This is a genomic window from Jatrophihabitans sp. sgz311053 (assembly GCF_056135305.1).
Window position 1 is genome coordinate 45,691 of sequence record NZ_JBWAXP010000005.1, and the last position, 18,527, is coordinate 64,217.

Sequence of the window (18,527 nt, forward strand, 5' to 3'; positions counted from 1 at the left end):
AGGAGACCCATGACTCGCACAGTCGTCATCACCGGAATCGGCGTTCAAGCGCCCGGCGGCGCCGGGAGGGAGAGCTTCTGGGACCAGATCAGCGCAGGACGCACGGCGACGCGCCGCATCACCTTCTTCGACGCCGCTACCCATCGTTGCCAGGTCGCCGCGGAATGTGACTTCGACCCGATCCGTGCCGGGCTCACCCCCCAGGAGGCACGCCGCGCCGACCGCACGTCGCAGCTTGCGATGGTCGCCGCGCGGGAGGCCTTGCAGGACAGCGGACTGACGCTCTCCGACGGTTTGGCCGAGCGCACCGGCGTCGCGATCGGAAGCGCTGTGGGCGGCACCACCACGATGGAGCAGGAGTACGTGGTGCTCAGCAACTCCGGCGAGAAGTGGCTGGTGGACCCGGCCTTCGCCGGCCCGCACCTCTACGACTACTTCCTCCCCAGCTCCATCGCCGCCGAGGTCGCGCGGACGGTGGGCGCCCTCGGTCCGGCGAGCGTCGTCTCCACCGGCTGCACCTCCGGCATCGACTCGGTCGGCCACGCGGCGGATCTGATCCGTGACGGCGAGGCCGACTTCATGGTGACCGGGGGTAGCGACGCTCCGATCTCACCGATCACGCTGACCTGCTTCGACATCATCAAGGCGACGTCCAATCGCAACGACACTCCGGACACCGCCTGTCGACCCTTCGACCGTTCCCGCAACGGACTCATCCTCGGCGAGGGCGCAGCGGTGCTGATCCTCGAGGAGTACGAGCACGCCAAGGCACGGGGTGCGCAGATCTACGCCGAGGTCAGCGGCTACGGCTCGCGGTGCAATGCGTTCCATATGACCGGACTCAAGCCCGACGGTCGCGAGATGGCCGAGGCCATCGATGTGGCGCTGGCCGAGTCACGGCTCAACCCCGACCAGATCGACTACGTGAACGCGCATGGTTCGGGAACGAAGCAGAACGACATGCACGAGACCGCGGCGGTCAAGCGCAGCCTCGGTGAGCACGCCTATCGCACGCCGATGAGCGGCATCAAGTCGATGGTCGGTCACTCACTCGGCGCGATCGGGTCGATCGAGATCGCCGCCTGCGCGCTGGCGATGCAACGCAGCGTCGTCCCCCCGACCGCCAATCTCTTCGAAGCCGACCCCGACTGCGATCTGGACTACGTCCCGAACGTCGCGCGTGAGAAGGAACTCGACGCAGTCCTCACGGTGGGCAGCGGCTTCGGCGGATTCCAGAGCGCCATGGTGCTCTCCAACCCCGAAAGGCACGCCCGGTGACCACGATGACCGCTGCCCCTGACCTCCCCGACGTTGTCTTCACCGGGATCGGAGTCACCGCCCCGACCGGCGTCAGCCTCGACGACCACTGGAGCGCCACGCTCGCCGGGCGCTCGGCGATCCGGCCGATCAGCAAGTTCGACGCGTCGGGCTACCCGGTCCGGCTGGCCGGGGAGATCGACGAGACCGACGAGGAGCGCGTGGCCGAGCGGGTCGCCAAGCGGATGATGCCGCAGACCGACCGGATGACCCGGCTGGCCATCCTCGCCGCCGACATGGCTCTCGAGGATGCCAAGATCAACCCCGAGGAGCTGCCGGACTACTCGATGGGGGTCGCCGCCACCAGCAGCACCGGCGGTCTGGAGTTCGGCCAGAAGGAACTCGAGAAGCTGTGGAGCAAGGGCTGGCCGACGGTCAGTGCCTACATGTCCTTCGCCTGGTACTACGCGGTGCACACCGGCCAGATCTCCATCAAGAACGGCATGCGCGGACCGGGCGGTGTCGTGGTGTCCGAGCAGGCCGGCGGCCTGGACATCCTCGCCTTCGCTCGGCGCCGGGTCCGGCGGGGGACGGCAGTCATGACCGCCGGCGGCCTGGACGGGCTGCTCTGCCCCTACGGCGTCGCCATCCAGTCGGCGGGTCCGGACGCATCGCGTAGCACCGACCCGTCCCGCGCCTACCGCCCGTTCGCCGCCGGCGCGGCAGGATTCGTCCCCGGCGAGGGCGGCGCCATCCTGGTGATGGAGTCGCGTGAGGAGGCCCAGCGTCGCGGCGCGCCCCAGATCTATGGCCGCCTCGCCGGCTACGGCGCCACCTTCGACCCGGATCCGCGCGCTCACGGCGACGGGCTGCGCCGCGCGATCGAGGTCGCCCTGGCCGATGCAGCGCTGCACCCCACCGACATCGACGTCGTCTTCGCCGACGCCGCCGGCTCGCCCGACCTCGACGGTGCAGAGGCCGCAGCGCTGACGACGGTCTTCGGCCCTCGCGGCGTTCCGGTCAGCGTGCCGAAGACGATGACGGGCCGGCTGCTGTCCGGTGGCGCCCCGCTCGATGTCGCCACCGCGCTGCTGAGCCTCCGAGACGGCGTCATCCCGCCGGCGATCAATCTGGATCCGGACGACGTCGACGCCCGCCTCGACCTGGTCACGGTGGCACGTCCGCAGCCGGTGCGTACCGCGCTGGTGCTGGCACGAGGCCACGGTGGGTTCGCCTCCGCCGCGGTTCTGAGCGGGGACTGACGCCATGACGGTCGAGCAGACGCTGTCCCCGTTCGCTCCGGACCTGGCCGTGCTCGAGCAGGTCGCGCCGGGAGTGCACGCCTTCATCCAACCCGACGGCGGATGGTGCCTCAGCAATGCCGGCCTGATCGGGGACGGTGACCCGGACGCCCCGCTGCTGCTCGTGGACACCGCGGCCACCCGGTCGCGCGCGGAGCGGCTGCGGGCCGAGGTGCTCCGAGTCGCGGGACGGATGCCGACCCTGCTGGTGAACACGCACTTCCACGGCGACCACGTCTTCGGTAACTGCGTCTTCGTCCCCGAGGCGACAGTGATCGGCCATCGCGCGATCCGCGATCAGATCGTCGAGTCGGGCCTGTCCCTCATGGGGCTGTGGCCGGCTGTCGAGTGGGGCGAGCTGGAGGTCGTCGCTCCGTCGGTCACCTTCGACGGCGACGCCGTCGTCCACGTCGGTGGTATGGAGGTTCACCTGATCCATCTGGCGGGAGCACACACGCCGGACGACCTGGTCGTCTGGCTGCCCGCCCAACGCGTGCTCTTCACCGGCGACGTCGCGATGTCCGGCGTGACCCCGTTCTGCCTGATGGGCTCGGTCCAGGGCTGCCGGGAAGGCATCGCTCGGCTGCAGGCGCTCGACCCCGCCATCGTCGTCCCGGGGCACGGCCCGACCGGTGGCCCGGAGGTGCTGGCCGACACCCATGCGTACCTGTCCTGGCTGAGTGACGTGGCCGCCGAAGGCGTGCAGGCGGGCCGGCCGCCCCTCGAGCAGGCCCGACGGACCGACCTCGGCGACTTCGCCGAACTGATCGACGCCGAGCGACTCGTCGGCAACCTGCACCGCGCCTATCACGACCTCACCACCGACGAACGGGCTGGCCGCATCGACATCGAAGCGCCCTTCATGGAGATGGTCGCCTGGAACGGTGGTCTGCCGCCCTGCCACGCGTGAGCACGGCCAAGCCTGCGCCCGCGACGACACCCCGCAGAGGAACCATCATGACGATTGCGCCGAGTGAGCACAGCGAGTCACCACGCTGGTCGGCTCTCCCCGACCTGCGGGTCGTGCGTCGATCACCCGAGACAGACTCCGACCCCGGGGTCAGCGATGGCCCCACGTCCGGCGGCGAAGCCGGCCCTCGGGCCCGACCGACGGTCCGGCCCGAGGTGGAGAGCATGGAGCAGCGGGTGCGGCTGCTGCACCGCCGCCGAGAGCAGGCGCTCGACGAGGACTCGAGAGCCACCCGGGCCCAGAAGGCCAAGGGCAAGCTCACCGTTCGCGAGCGTCTGGACCTGCTCTTCGACGCTGGTACCTTCACCGAGCTCGAGCAGCACCGAACCCACCGCGCGCAGGGCTTCGGGATGCAGAACCGGCATCCCGCGACCGACGGAGTCGTCGTCGGCTGGGGCACAGTCGAGGGGCGCAGGGTCTTCGCCTACGCGCACGACTTCCGGGTCTTCGGCGGCTCCCTCGGTGAGGCCCATGCCGCCAAGATCCACAAGGTGTTGGACCTCGCCGCGTCGGTGGGCGCGCCCATCGTCGCCCTCTGCGACGGCGCGGGCGCGCGGATCCAGGAGGGCGTCGTTGCGCTGGCCGGGTACGGCGGGATCTTCCAGCGCAACGTACGCAACTCCGGTGTCGTGCCGCAGATCAGCGTCATCCTCGGCCCCTGTGCCGGAGGTGCCGCCTACTCCCCCGCGCTCAGTGACTTCGTCTTCATGGTCGAGGGCACGGCCCAGATGTTCCTCACCGGGCCCGATGTCGTCCGCGCGGTCACCGGCGAGCAGGTGAGTCACGAGGCACTCGGCGGAGCGCGGTCGCACACCAGCAGGAGCGGGCTCGCGACCCTGTCCTACACCGACGAGCAGGACTGCCTCACCGACGTCCGCTACCTGCTCACCATGCTGCCCTCGAACAACCTGGACATGCCGCCGACCTACCAGTCCGATGACGATCCGCAGCGTCGCTGCCCGGCGCTCAGCTCGATCGTCCCTGCCGATTCGACCCAGAGCTACGACATCCACGACGTCATCGCCGAGATCGTCGACGACGGCGAGTACTTCGAGATGCACGAGGCGTGGGCACCCAACGTGGTGGTGGCGCTGACCCGGTTGGACGGTCACGTCGTGGGCGTCGTGGCCAATCAGCCGAAGGTGCTGGCCGGGGTGCTCGACATCGCCGCCTCCGAGAAGGCATCGAGGTTCGTGCAGATGTGCGACGCCTTCAACATCCCGATCGTGACGCTGGTCGACGTGCCCGGCTTCCTGCCGGGCGTCGAGCAAGAGCATGGCGGCGTGATCCGGCACGGCGCCAAGCTGCTCTACGCGTACTGCGACGCGACAGTCCCCCGGGTGCAGGTCATCCTGCGCAAGGCCTACGGCGGCGCGTACATCGTGATGGACTCGCGGTCCATCGGCACGGACATCTCCCTCGCCTGGCCGACCAACGAGATCGCCGTCATGGGTGCCGACGCCGCCGTCGACGTCATCTTCCGACACGAGTTGGCCGCCGCCCCGGACCGCGAGGCGTGCCGGCGTGACCTCCTCGAGCAGTACCGGTCCACCTTGATGGATCCCTACTACGCGGCCGAGAACGGCCTGGTCGACGACGTGATCGACCCGGCGGAGACGCGGGCGCGCCTCATCGACGCACTCGCCGTCCTCCGCGGCAAGGCCACCGGTCGACCTGTCCGTAAGCACGGAAACCAGCCGCAGTGAGGACCGTCATGCAGACCCTCGATCCCGACCAGGAGCTGATCCGGCAGGCGCGCGAGTTCGCACGTTGCGACCTGCTGCCCGAGGCCGAGTGGCTCGACACCCGCCCGCCGGTCCCCTTGGTGCTGAGTCAGCTGCTGCACAAGGCGGGGCTGGCGAACTGGTGGCTCCCACCGCAGTACGGTGGCGCCGGCGTCTGTCTGCAGACCGGCGTCGACATCGTCTCCGAGCTCTCCTACGGCGACGCGGGCTTCGCGTTCGGGTCGTTCCTCAGCATCCTGGGGACGACGATGCTGGAGCGGTTCGGCACGCCAGAACTCTGCGACCGCTGGCTCGCTCCGATGGGGGCGAATGGCGGTTGCTGCGCCGTGGTGATCAGCGAGGAGTTGGCGGGCAGCCAGCTGGGACAGATGGCCACCACCTACCGCGCACAGGGCGCCGATCTGGTGATCGACGGGACCAAGTATTTCAGCACCAACAGCGCGGCGGCGGACTTCCTGCTGGTCGCCGCGCGCTCGGCCGAGGATCCCGACTCCTTCTCCGTGATCCTCGTACCGCGAGACACGCCCGGACTCGAGATCACCTCACGCTGGGACATGATCGGCATGCGCGGCTCGGCCACGTACCGGGTTGCGCTGCACGGGGTGACAGTTCCCGCGACGAACGCACTGCGGGGCCACGGACTTCGGGTCCTCGAGGTCGGATTGAACGCCAGCCGCACCTTGATCGCCGCGACGGCGATCGGGATGGCCCGCCGGGTGCGGGATCTGTGCCTCGAGTACGCCGCGGACAAGCGGATCAAGGGCAGCACCTTGGCCACCAACGACGTCTTCGCCGGCAAGCTGGGTCAGCTGGAGATGCTCATCGACGTCATGCGCAACCAATGTCGCGCCGCGGCGGCCGAGTTCGACCGGCTCGGAGCCGACCCGCAGTCGAACGAGCTCTACCGCGTGGGCACCATCCGCTCCGCTCTCGCGGCGAAGATGCACTGCGGGCAGGCCGGCTGGGAGGTCGCCACCATGGGCTCGCAGATGTTCGGCGGCCTGGGCTACACCCACGAGCACCCCATCGGGAAGCTCGTGCGAGATCTGCGCTACGTGGGTCTGGTCGAGGGCGGCGACGAGGTCATCCGCGACCTGATCTACACCCGGTTCGTGGTGCCGGCAGCCAAACGACTGTGACGCCACCGGCGTCGGCTTCAGTCTGACCTCGGCCTCAGTCGACCGGCGGCGTCGCGACGATCTCCAGCACCGCCACCGACCAGGCGAACGCCGCCCCGACCCCGACCAACGCGACCAGGTCGCCGGGCTGAAGCTCGCCGCAGTCCACGAGGTGCGCCAACCCGCCGAGCTGGTCGCCGGCGCCGAGGTGCCCCACACGCGCCCCCCATTGCGGCCACAGCGTCCGGGACGGCTCGATCTCCAGCGGCTCGAAGAACAGTGCGGCCATCTTCGGCCGGCCCAGGTTGGGCAGCACGAACCGGTGGATGTCGTCCGTACCTACTCCTGCCTCGGCGAAGGCGGTCGCGCACGCCTCACGCTGGCCGCTGCGCATCCGGTCCACCAGCGGGGTCACCCCGTACTCGCGGACCAAGCTCCCGCGGTGGCCCGCGACGCAGACCGGTGTCCGGGCGTCCAGCGGTCCGGCGTTGAAAGGGTCGTCCCCACGGCCCATCGCCTCCAGGCCGGGGTCGGAGACGCTGGCCAGGCTGAGCACCCGCGCGAAGCCACGCCGCGTGGACAGCATCGCGGCCGTACCGCCGTCGCCGCAGATCGTGCCGGGATCGGTAGCGAACCGGTCGATCGAGGGTGGGGCGAAGCGGTCGCCCGTGGTGATCAGGGCATTGCCCCGCGCGCGGTCGGCGAGCAGGTACGAGGCGGCCAGCTCCAGCGCGGCGAGCCCGCCATTGGACAGCTGCCGGACCTCCATCGAGGGGCAGCTGTTGCCCACCGCATGCCGCTGCACGAAGGACGCCGGCGCCCAGAGGTCGTGTCCCTGATACCAGGTGCAGGCGTGCAGGACGAGGCCGACGTCCACCGGGCGGACCCCTGATCGGCGCATGGCCTGCCGTCCCGCGGCAGCGGCCATCTCAGGCCCCGACTCGCCCTCGGAGACACAGACCGACTGCTGCTCGGCACGCACGACCAGATGCTTCGGGGTGATGCCCGTCGCCACGGCATCCGCGACGGAGAGCCGGGGAGCCAGCTGGCTGCCGGTGGCCGAGATGAACAGATCGTCGAACCGCATGTGCAAACCCCCGCAAGTACCTGGCAGTCCGCGGCACGGCCGGAGAGGCGCCGCTGGGCATCCAGGCTTGCAACGGTCGATCTCGCGGCGCTCGAAGCTGATTTGAGCTCGATGAATCGAGCCGGGTCAGGCCCGCCACGCGCAGCAGGGGGCTCCGGCGATCCTCCAAGCGTTCTCGGCGGCGCCTCGAAGGCCAGGGGCGGAAATAGAGGCACCTGCTCGAGGAGGATCGCCATGACGCCCATCACGACCGGAACCGCCGATCTACCGCTCGCACTGCAGTTCGCCGGACAGGGTTCGCAGCACCCCCGGATGGCGGCCGGGCTCTACGACGTCGACGAGGTGTTCACCACCTGGATGGATCACGCGTTCCAGCTCTTCGACGACGCCGGCGCCAGGTTGCGGTCGGTCTGGCTCGACCCGGATCCGGGAGCGTGTTTCGACGACGTCACCGTCTCCCAACCACTGCTCTACGCCGTGAGCCACGCCCTGGGTCAGATGGTGCTCTCGTGGGGCGTGCGGCCGGTGGCCATGCTCGGCCACAGCGTCGGCGAGATGATCGCCGCAACGCTCGCCGGCGTCATCGACTTCACCGACGGCGTCATGCTCATGCGCGACCGGCTCGACCTGTTCGCCCGTACGCCGCCCGGCGGGATGCTGGCCGTCGCCGCGTCGGTCCGGGAGGTCGACGCCGTGCTCGGCGACGACGTCTTCCTCGCCGCGGTCAACGCGCCGCGGCAGCTACTGCTCGCCGGAGAGGACGGTCCGCTCGCCCGAGCCGCGCACCAGCTGACCGAGCGCGGCCTGATCTGCCGTCGCGCCGCGGCCCACCAGGCGTTCCACAGCCCGATCGTCGCCGACGCGGTGCGCCGATCACTGCCGGCCTGGGCCGGCGTCCGCCTGCGCCCGCCCCGGCAGCGGCTCTACTCGGCCTACACCGAGGACGTCCTCGACGACGCTCGCGCCCGGGACTTCAGGTTCTGGGCGCACCAACCCGGTGAGACGGTGCTCTTCGCCTCGACCCTGGATCGAGTGCTCCGCGATCAGGACGTGCTCCTGCTCGAGGCCGGCCCGGGCGCAAGCCTCACCATCCTGGCCCGGCGCCATCGGGCTGTCGTGCACGGGGCGAGCAGCAGCTTGGCGCTGCTGCCCGAACGGTGTCGGGGTGACGCCGCCGACCGCGCCTGCGTGACCGCCGCCTACGAGCGTGTCGCCGAGCTCCGACGGTCCCCGACCCCGGTCCCCGCTGCCCGCCTGCTTCCTCGTCTCGTCTGACCGAAGGACCCCGCCATGCACACCTCCCGCACTCCGATCACCCCGACCGACGCCGGCCATCGCGTGCCTCACCGCGATCTGGAGCCGGTCGCCATCGTCGGGCTCGCGTGCCGCTTTCCCTCCGCCGCGAACCCCGACGAATTCTGGGAACTGTTGCGCTCCGGGCATGACGCCGTCGGTGACGCCCCGGCCTGGCGGCCGTACGGACGCGGCGGGTGGCTGGACGACGTCGAGATGTTCGACGCCGACTTCTTCGGCATCACCCCGGGAGAGGCCGCGGCGATGGACCCGCAGCAGCGGCTCGTCCTCGAACTGGCGTGGGAGGCCCTGGAGGACGCCCGGGTGGCGCCGCGAAGCCTGCAGGGAGGCGACGTTGCCGTCGTGCTCGGCGCGATGGCCGACGACTGGGCGCTGCTCACCAAGGCCGACGACCGTGGCGGTCCGTGGTCGGCCACCGGCACCGGCCGCACGTTCCTGGCCAATCGGGTGTCCTATCTGCTCGGCCTGCGCGGGCCCAGCCTGGTACTGGACACCGGACAGTCATCGTCGTTGGTCGCGGTGCAGCACGCCGCCCTCGCCGTGGCTCGCGGCGACTGCGCCGCGGCCATCGCCGGCGGCGTCCAGCTGAATCTGGCGCCGGAGAGCACGCAGGCGATCAAGGCTCTTGGCGCACTGTCACCGAAGGGCCACTGCCGCCCGCTGGACGCCGACGCCGACGGCATCGTGCGTGGTGAGGGCGGCGGCGTCCTCGTCCTGAAGCCGCTGCACCGTGCGCTCGCCGACGGTGACCGGATCTACGCCACCATCCTCGGCGGTGCCGTGGCACACGACGGTTCCGGGCCAGCCATGACCACGCCGAAGCAGGATGCGCAGGCGGCGGTGCTCGCAGCGGCCTGCCGCGCCGCCGGTGTCGAACCCCTCGACGTCGACTACGTCGAGCTGCACGGCACCGGCACCCGGGTGGGTGATCCGATCGAGGCCCGCGCCCTCGGCGCGGTCTATGGCGCCGGGCGTCGCACCGCGCTGCGCGTGGGGTCGGTCAAGGCGAACATCGGCCACCTCGAGGGCGCCGCTGGTATCGCCGGCGTCATCAAGACCGCGCTCGCGCTGCACCATCGCGCCCTGCCGGGCACGCTGCATCACCAGCGACCGAACCCTGCCCTCGACCTCGACGCGTTGCGCCTGAGCGTGCCGACCGAGCTCTCGCCCTGGCCGGACGGCGGGCGTCGATTGGCCGGGGTGTCGTCCTTCGGGCTCGGCGGCACCAACGCCCACCTCGTCCTTGCCGGCGTCGACGCGGCCGAGCGGACCTCGACGGGTCAGCCCGAGCCGTCGGCTTTCGCTGCGCCCTGGCTGCTGAGCGGACGAACCGCCGACGGGCTGCGCGACCACGCGAAGACGCTGGCCGAGTACCTGGACCGCCCCGGAACCACAGTCTGCGCGACTGACATCGCGCGCTCACTGGCGCAGACTCGCGACCACGGTGCCCACCGCGCTGCGCTCTGCGGAACGACTGACGGCAGCGGTGGCGTGAGCGTCGCTGAGCGGGTGGCCGCGCTCCGCGATGTCGCCGCCGGCCGACGTACCCCGTCGCTGGTGTCCGGGACGACCGTCGTCGATCCCTCGCGCGACTCGGCCGACGCTGTCGCCCTGCTGTTCCCCGGCCAAGGCATGCAGCGTGCCGCCATGGGTCGGGAGCTGCACCGCGAGTTCCCTGTCTTCGCCGACGCCTTCGACCAGGTGTGCGGCGCGGTCAGCCGCGTCCTCGCGGTGGACCTGAAGTCGCTGATGTGGGAGTCCGACGGCTGGCTGGACCGGTTGGAGTACGCGCAGCCCGCGTTGCTCGCACTGGAGGTGGCGCTCTTTCACCTGCTGGAGGACTGGGGCATGTCGGCGGGCGTCTTCGTCGGTCACTCGCAGGGCGAGATCACCGCCGCCTACGCAGCCGGCGTGATCTCCCTCGATCACGTCGCCACCTTCGTCGCCCACCGAGGTCGACTGATCAGCTCCTTGCCGCCGGGCGGGTCCATGGCTGCCATCCAGGCCACCGAGGACGAGGTGGGACCTGTGCTGGCCGCCGTGGCCGAGTCGCGCGGCGCCGACGGCGGCTGCGAGGTCGGTATCGCCGCGATCAACAGCCCGCGCTCGCTGGTCGTCTCCGGGGACACCGGATCGGTGGGAGAGGTGGCGGCGCACTTCCGATCGTTGGGCCGCCGGTCCCGCCTGCTGCGGATCGGCACGGCCGGGCACTCGCCGTTGATGGAGCCGATCCGCGCCGAGCTGCACGCGGTGGCCGAGGGCCTCGACTGGCGGCGTCCGACCCGCGGTCGCGTCATCTCCACAGTCTTTGGACGACCGGCGACCGACGAGGAGCTGACGTCACCGGGCTACTGGTCGGCGCACCTCGTGCGCACCGTCCGCTTCGGCGACGCTGTCGCGTCCGCCCGCGAGGCCGGTTCTCGCGTCTTCGTCGAGGCCGGGCCCGGGCACGCGCTGAGCACGATGGCCGCCGAGATCGTCGGTGAGGACGCCGTTCTGGTGTCGCCGATGGCCGACGCCGACGAGCTCGACGCGCTCTCGCGCGCTGCCGGCATGCTCTCGGTGGCCGGCGTCGACCTCGACTGGGCCTCGCTCACCGGCCCGTCGACCCGGCTCGTGGACCTGCCGCTCACCAGCTTCCAGCGTCGACGGTTCTGGATGGACGGCCGGGTCGTGGCTCCCGACGAGCGGGAGCCCAGCCCGTCGCGGGAGACGAGCGCCACGGCAGCGCTCTCCGATGATGAGCTGCACGGTCTGGTGCGCGCGGCGGTCGCCGACCTGGCGGGCATTGGCGCGGACGAGGTGGTCGGGGAGCGCACGTTCAGCGAGCTGGGGTTGGACTCCAGGCGCGCGCTGGCTCTTGTCGGATCTCTGGGCGACGAGCTGGGCATGCACCTGCCGGTCACCGCCATCTACGACCATCCGACCACCGATGCGCTCGTCCACCATCTGCGCCGGGCCGTCCCGTCCCGGACGACAGCGACCGAGCCGTCGATGCCGGTCGCTGCGACGCCCGCCGTCGAGGAAACCGCCGTCGAGGAACCCGCTGCCGAGGAAACCGCTGCCGAGGAAACCGCTGCCGAGGAGCCCGCCGTCATCGAGCCCGCCACGATCGAGGAGCCCGCCGTCATCGACGGGGCCACCGTCATCGAGCCCGCCAGGATCGAGGAGCCCGCCGTCATCGACGGGGCCGAGGAAGACGGACCGAACGACATCGCCATCGTGGCGATGGCCTGCCGCTACCCCGGTGGCGTCGAGAGCCCCGAGGACCTGTGGGAGCTGCTCGCCTCCGGCCGTGACGCGATCACCGACTTCCCCACGAACCGCGGGTGGGATCTGGATCGGGTCTACGACCCGTCGGGGAAGACGCCGGGCACGTCCTACGTACGGCGCGGCGGCTTCCTGCATGACGCCGACCGTTTCGACGCCCGGTTCTTCACCATCTCGCCGCGCGAGGCCATCGGGATGGATCCGCAGCAACGCGTGCTGCTCGAGGTCGCCTGGGAGGCGTTCGAACGTGCCGGCATCAGTCGCGACGTCCTGCACGGCAGCAACACCGGGGTCTTCGTCGGCGCGATGGCGCAGGACTACGGACCGCGGCTACACGACGCCGGCGCGATCGGCGGTTACGGGATCACCGGCAACGCCACAAGCGTGGCCTCGGGACGGATCGCCTACACCTTCGGTCTCCGCGGCCCGGCCCTCACGGTCGACACGGCGTGTTCGTCCTCCCTGGTGGCGCTGCACCTCGCCGCCAACTCACTGCTCGGCGGCGAATGCGACCTCGCGCTCGCCGGTGGCGTGGCGATCATGCCCACGCCGGGGTTGTTCATCGACTTCAGCGCCCAGCACGGACTCTCCGTCAACGGCACCTGCAGCGCGTTCTCCGACGACGCCGACGGCACGGTCTGGGCTGAGGGTGCGGGCCTGCTGGTCCTGCAACGCCTCGCCGACGCGCGCGCGCAGGGACACGAGGTGCTCGCCGTCATCCGCGGCTCGGCCGTCAACCAGGACGGTCACAGCAACGGACTGACGGCACCGAGCGGCGAGGCTCAGCAGCAGGTCATCCGCGCCGCGCTGCGCAAGGCCGGCCTGACGCCGCAGGACGTCGACGCCGTGGAGGCTCACGGAACCGGCACCGCTCTCGGCGACCCGATCGAGGCCACCGCCCTCGCTGCGGTCTACGGCTCCGGCCGCCAGCCGGGTCAGGAACTGCAGCTCGGGTCACTGAAGTCGAACCTCGGCCACCCGCAGGCGGCGGCCGGCGTCGCCGGCATCATCAAGATGGTCGAGGCGATGCGAGCCGGAACCCTGCCGCGATCCCTGCACATCGGCGCGCCCAGCCGCCATGTCGACTGGTCCGGCAGCGGGATGAGGCTGCTGACGGAAGACCGATCCTGGACGTCGCCGGGCCGCCCGCGACGCGCCGCCGTCTCCGCGTTCGGCATCAGCGGCACCAACGCCCACGTCATCCTGCAGGAGGCGCCAGCCACCCCGGCCGGGGCCACCGGCGAGGCAGGTCCCGCGCCCGTCGACGGTGTGTCCGCCTGGGCGCTCTCCGCCCCCTCCCCGGCGGCGTTGACACGTCAGGCGGAGGCGTTGCAGTCGTGGCTCGCCGACCATCCTGAGGCCTCCGCGCAGTCCGTTGCCGCCGCCCTCGGCCGGCGTACCCGCTTCGCCCACCGCGCCGTGGTGCTCGGCGACAGCACAGAACACCTCGGCCGCGGGCTCGCGCGCATCGCGTCCGGCGAGGCGATCCCCACCCGGCCCGGCCGTTACGCGCCGGGCTCCGTGTTGGGAACCACTCCGAGCGGGGTTGGACGCACATCGCAGCCCGTCTTCGTCTTTCCGGGGCAGGGCTCGCAATGGCGCGGCATGGGCCTCGAGCTGATGGCAGACTCCCCCGTCTTCGCTGCCTCGATGAGCCGCTGCGAAGCGGCCTTGCAGCCGTGGGTCGACTGGTCGATGGCCGACGCGCTGCGCGGCGACCTCGGAGACTCCGCCGACGTCGTGCAACCCGCGCTGTGGGCGGTGATGGTCAGTCTCGCCGAACTCTGGCGTGCGGCAGGTGTGACTCCGTCGGCAGTCGTCGGGCACTCCCAGGGCGAGATCGCTGCGGCGACCGTGATCGGTGCACTGTCCTTGGAGGATGGCGCGGCCGTGGTCGCGCTGCGGAGCCAGGCGCTGCGTACCCTCGCCGGCAGCGGCGGCATGGCATCGATCCCGCTGCCTGTGGCCGGCACCAGGGCCTTGCTCGCCGGCTTTCCTCACCTCGACGTCGCGGCGGTCAACGCTGCTCACGCCACGGTGGTCGCGGGGCCGACCGAGGAGCTCGAGGCGCTGCTCACCCACTGCGCCGGTACGGGGATCGACGCCCGGCGGGTCGACGTGGACTACGCCTCCCACACCCGAGCCATCGACGGCCTGGAGCAGCGCATCGTGTCGGCCCTGGCGGGCATCAGAGCGCGGTCGGCGCAGATCCCGCTGTACTCGACTCTCACCGGCGACCGCGTCGACACCGCCTCCATGGACGGTGGCTACTGGTTCCGGAACCTGCGCAATCTCGTGCAGTTCGGCGCGGCGACACAGCGTCTCCTCGCCGCCGGACACGACCTCTTCATCGAGGTGAGCCCGCACCCGGTGCTTGCCCACAGCGTGTCGAACGCCCTGGAGGAGGCCGGGGCGGAAGGCTGCGTGCTCGGTACCGTCCGCCGGGACTGCGGCGGCGCCGGCCAGTTCCTGCAGGCTGCGGCAGCGGCCTCGACGGCCGGCGCCCCCGTGGACTGGGCCGCGCTCGCCGGAGCGACACGGCCGAGTGCCCTGCCCACCTACCGCTTCGACCGGACGCGGTACTGGCTGGACGCGCCGGGCCACACCGGCACCGGCACCGGCACCGGCAGCGCGAAGGTCGCGGACACCGTCGCCGGCTCTGCCGGCGGCACGCGGTCCTGGCTGCCCACGCTGCTCGAACTGCCGACCGGCGGACACCTGGCTGCCGGCAGCATCGACCCGGCAGCCCACCCGTGGCTGCTGGACCACCGGGTGCACGGCCAGGTCCTGCTGCCCGGCGCAGCATTCGTGACCATGCTGGCCGAGCTCGGCGACCGATTGGGTGTCAGTCGTGTCGACGATCTGGTGATCCGCGAGCCGCTCACGCTCGACGAGGCGGCATCTGCCGAGGTCCGCGTCTCGGTGCAACCGCCGCGACCGGGAGACCCGTCGGGACGGCGAACGGTCCAGGTCGACAGCCGCACCTCGACTACGACGACCGGCGGGTGGACCACCCATGCCACCGGGGCGCTGGCCGTCGCGCAGGACGCCAGCCCTGGCGGCCCGACCGAGGAGATCGTGGCCTCGGATGTCGCGGTCGAGGATGCCTACCGCCGCCTGGCCGAACTCGGATACGAGTACGGACCTGCCTTCCGCGGCCTGCGCCGGCTGCGCGTGCGGGAGACCGACCGAGTCACCGAGCTGTTCGCGGAGATCGATCTGCCTGCCGGGCAGGCGGGCGAGATGCTGCACCCCGCGCTGCTGGACGCCGCGCTGCACGCCGCAGTGTTGCCCCGCGGCCAGGTCGGTCAGCTGCGCGTGCCGTTCACCTGGCGTGATGTGACGCTGCACCCGTTCGCAGGTGGACGCTTGCACGTCACCCTGCTGTTGCAGGGCAGTGAGCTCTCCCTGATGGCTACCGATGCGGACGGTCGGCCGGCGGCCCAGATCGGTTGCCTCAGCATGCTTCCGTACTCGGCCCGCCCGACACTGCTGGCCGTAGCGGACAACGCGCCCGACTCCCCGGTGACGGACCGAGCACCCCGCGCGGCGGGCCGTAACCCGGAGCCGACCGAGTCGACGGTGCCGACGGCGCCCGCCGTGCCGACGGCGCCAACCGGTTCGGCCGCGCTCCTGCGACACGCCTCGACGGTGCTCGAAGCGCCGTCGGATCTCGTTCACGACTGGGCCGTCCTGCGTCCGTGGGCCACGGACGGCGAGCTCCCGGACCCGCTCCGGCGCCTGGCTGCCCCCGTCCGCCGCAGGATCGAGGACCTGCCCCGGCCCTGTCCCGAGGTCGTCGTCCTCGCCGCGGCGGGCAGCGTCGACGAGGCGGTTGACCTGCCCGAGCAGGTCGCCGACCTCTCCGAGCAGGTCCTCGGCGTCGTCCAGCAGTGGCTGCTCGACGACCGGACCGTCGACAGCACGCTGGTGGTGCTGACCGGTGGTGCCGCACCCCTGCACGGCCGGGAGCAGCTCTCCGGGCTGGGACAGGCTGCCGTCGCGGGAATGGTGCGCTCGGCGATGACCGAGAACCCGAACCGCATTCGCCTGGTGGACCTCGACGACGATCCCGCCTCCACCGCGGCCACCCTGCACGCGGCGCTGAGCTGCCCCACTCCGGAGGTCGTCGTACGGGCCGGACGGTTGCTGGCGCCCTACCTGACGCCGTACACCCCGGCCGAGCTCATGACGCCGCCGACCGACGCCGAGGCGTGGCGGATGGACGTGACGAGGCGCGGTTCGCTCGATCGGCTGTCGCTGATCCCGCATGACGAGGCGGTCGCGCCGCTCGGCCCCGACCAGGTGCGCATCGCCGTTCGCGCCGCCGGCCTCAACTTCCGCGACATCGCGGTGGGACTGGGACTGGTGGCGACGGAGCTGACGATGGGCAGTGAAGGTGCCGGCATCGTCACCGAGGTCGGCACCGGAGTGCGCGGCCTGTCGGTCGGAGATCGCGTCTTCGGCGTCTTCGAACGGTCGCTGGGACCGGTCGCCGTCGCCGACGCGCGCATGATCACCCGGATGCCGGCGCACTGGTCGTACACCCAAGCCGCGGCCATCCCGATCGTCTACATCACGGCCTGGCAATGCATCGTCGAGGTCGCCGAGTTGCGTGCCGGTGAGTCCATCCTGGTGCACACCGCGACCGGCGGCGTCGGTCTCGCCGCCATCCAGCTCGCCCGGCACATCGGCGCGGAGATCTACGCCACGGCGAGCCCTGCGAAGCACCCGACACTGCGAGCCCTGGGAATCGACGACGACCACATTGCCTCGTCACGCACGCTCGACTTCGAACGTCAGTTCCGAGAGACGAGCGGTGGCGCCGGTGTCGACGTCGTGCTGAACTCGTTGGCCAACGCCTCCATCGACGCCTCGCTGCGCCTGCTCGCCGACGACGGCCGGTTCGCCGAGATGGGCAAGACCGACATCCGCCCGGCCGACGAGGTCCTCGCGCTGCACCCACGTCTGCGTCGCTATGCGGCGTACAACATCCTGGGCCAGACGCCGCAACGGATCGGTGAAGTGCTGGCCGAGTTGATGAGGCTGTTCGACGCCGGCGCGTTGCAGCCGTTGCCGCTCGGCGTCGACGACGTGCGCCGCGGGCGGCAGTCGCTGCACACGCTCAGCCGCGCGCAGCACTGCGGGAAGTTGATCGCGACGATGCCCCGGACGTTCGACCCGGACGGCCTGACCCTGATCACCGGCGGCACCGGTGCGCTGGGCGCTCGGGTGGCCGAGCACCTGGTCTCGCAGTACGGCGCGCGCCGCTTGCTGCTGGTCAGTCGCCGGGGACCGGCGGCACCGGGAGCCGCTGAGCTCATGACGCGGCTGCGCGGGCGGGGCGCGGAGGTCGAGATCGTCGCCGCTGACACCGCGTCTCGCGACGAGTTGGCAGCGCTGATCGCCCAGTACCCGCCGAGCGGCGTTGTCCACGCGGCCGGCGTCCTGGACGACGCCCTGGTCACCCGGCTGAGTCGGGATGCACTGCGGGCGGTGCTGCGCCCCAAGGTGACCACCGCCTGGTTGCTGCACGAGCTGACCCAGCATCTGGACCTGTCGAGCTTCGTCCTCTTCTCCTCGGCCGCGGGGGTGCTCGGCGAGGCCGGCCAGGCCAACTACGCCGCGGCCAACTCGGCGCTCGACGCGCTGGTGAGGTATCGACGGTCCCGTGGGCAGGCGGGGGTCTCGCTGGCGTGGGGGCTGTGGGAGGAGCGCAGCGGAATGACCGGCCATCTCTCCGATCTGGATCTGGCCCGGTTGGCACGTCACGGCATCCTGCCGTTGACCACGGCTCAGGGGCTCGCACTCTTCGACGCCGCACTGGCTGCGGACTCGGCCGTGCTGGTCCCCATCCGCATCAGCACCGGCCAGCTGGACAAGCTCAGCCGACGTCCGGCGCTGCTCGAACGACTCGCCGGGTCGGCACTGCCGGAGGTGGCCGCACCAGATCCCGCGGCGCGGACCTCGACCCCGAGCGCTGCGACGATCGCCGCACGATCGGTGCCGCTGACCGCGCACATCACCGCTGTGCCGGACCACGATGCCGATCGTCGCGGCCCGGACGGGACGATCGTGTTCGACGAGCGGCCGCTGTCGAGCGCGCCGCGGTTCGTTGATCCGCCCAGCCCGGCAATCCTTGCGGCGCTGGGCGGTCCCGCCGAACCGGCGGCCGACGACGATCCGGTCGCTGAGCTGACACTGCTGATCCGCCGACATGCAGGTGAGGTTCTGGGCTACGACGACATCGGCAGCGTCGGCGCCGACGACGCCTTCCCCGAACTCGGCTTCGATTCGCTCCTCAGCGTCGACCTTCGTAACCGACTCAACGACGACACGGGCCTGCGCATCTCCGTCGACGCGGTTCTCGAACATTCGACGGCGAGCCGGCTCGCCCACCACATCGGTGAACTGCGCCAGTTGGCCCGGTCCGCCTCGGCCTGAGACGACCACGCCACGTGTTCT

8 protein-coding genes are annotated in these 18,527 nt (G+C 71.2%); 7 read left to right on the top strand and 1 reads right to left on the bottom strand.

The window, feature by feature from the left end; translation table 11 throughout:
• The first annotated feature begins 9 nt into the window (after window positions 1–9).
• The 5 genes from AC0NZQ_RS21735 (at window position 10) to AC0NZQ_RS21755 (ending at window position 6,412) form a co-directional block, all read left to right on the top strand.
• Complete coding sequence (locus AC0NZQ_RS21735) at window positions 10–1,278, top strand: beta-ketoacyl-[acyl-carrier-protein] synthase family protein (protein WP_474532211.1); 1,269 nt, start codon at window positions 10–12, stop codon at window positions 1,276–1,278.
• 5 nt (window positions 1,279–1,283) lie between these two features.
• Window positions 1,284–2,519 (top strand): ketosynthase chain-length factor, encoded by a 1,236-nt coding sequence (locus AC0NZQ_RS21740; protein WP_474532230.1) that lies wholly within the window; start codon window positions 1,284–1,286, stop codon window positions 2,517–2,519.
• A gap of 4 nt (window positions 2,520–2,523) precedes the next feature.
• Window positions 2,524–3,468, top strand: a complete 945-nt coding sequence (locus tag AC0NZQ_RS21745; RefSeq protein WP_474532212.1) for an MBL fold metallo-hydrolase — start codon at window positions 2,524–2,526, stop codon at window positions 3,466–3,468.
• A 224-nt stretch (window positions 3,469–3,692) separates the two neighbouring features.
• On the top strand, window positions 3,693–5,234 hold the full coding sequence (locus AC0NZQ_RS21750) for an acyl-CoA carboxylase subunit beta (protein ID WP_474532213.1): 1,542 nt from the start codon (window positions 3,693–3,695) through the stop codon (window positions 5,232–5,234).
• An 8-nt stretch (window positions 5,235–5,242) separates the two neighbouring features.
• On the top strand, window positions 5,243–6,412 hold the full coding sequence (locus AC0NZQ_RS21755; RefSeq protein WP_474532214.1) for an acyl-CoA dehydrogenase family protein: 1,170 nt from the start codon (window positions 5,243–5,245) through the stop codon (window positions 6,410–6,412).
• Between the two features lie 34 nt (window positions 6,413–6,446).
• On the opposite strand, the gene AC0NZQ_RS21760 is transcribed toward AC0NZQ_RS21755, so the two are convergent.
• Entirely contained in the window at window positions 6,447–7,478 is a 1,032-nt protein-coding gene (locus AC0NZQ_RS21760) for a ketoacyl-ACP synthase III family protein (RefSeq protein WP_474532215.1), read from the bottom strand.
• A gap of 234 nt (window positions 7,479–7,712) precedes the next feature.
• Between AC0NZQ_RS21760 and AC0NZQ_RS21765 the strand changes: the two genes are divergently transcribed.
• Both AC0NZQ_RS21765 and AC0NZQ_RS21770 read left to right on the top strand, forming a co-directional pair.
• Window positions 7,713–8,753: an acyltransferase domain-containing protein gene (locus AC0NZQ_RS21765; RefSeq protein ID WP_474532216.1), complete on the top strand. Its 1,041-nt coding sequence runs from the start codon at window positions 7,713–7,715 to the stop codon at window positions 8,751–8,753.
• Between the two features lie 15 nt (window positions 8,754–8,768).
• Complete coding sequence (locus AC0NZQ_RS21770; protein WP_474532217.1) at window positions 8,769–18,506, top strand: type I polyketide synthase; 9,738 nt, start codon at window positions 8,769–8,771, stop codon at window positions 18,504–18,506.
• Window positions 18,507–18,527: the final 21 nt, after the last annotated feature.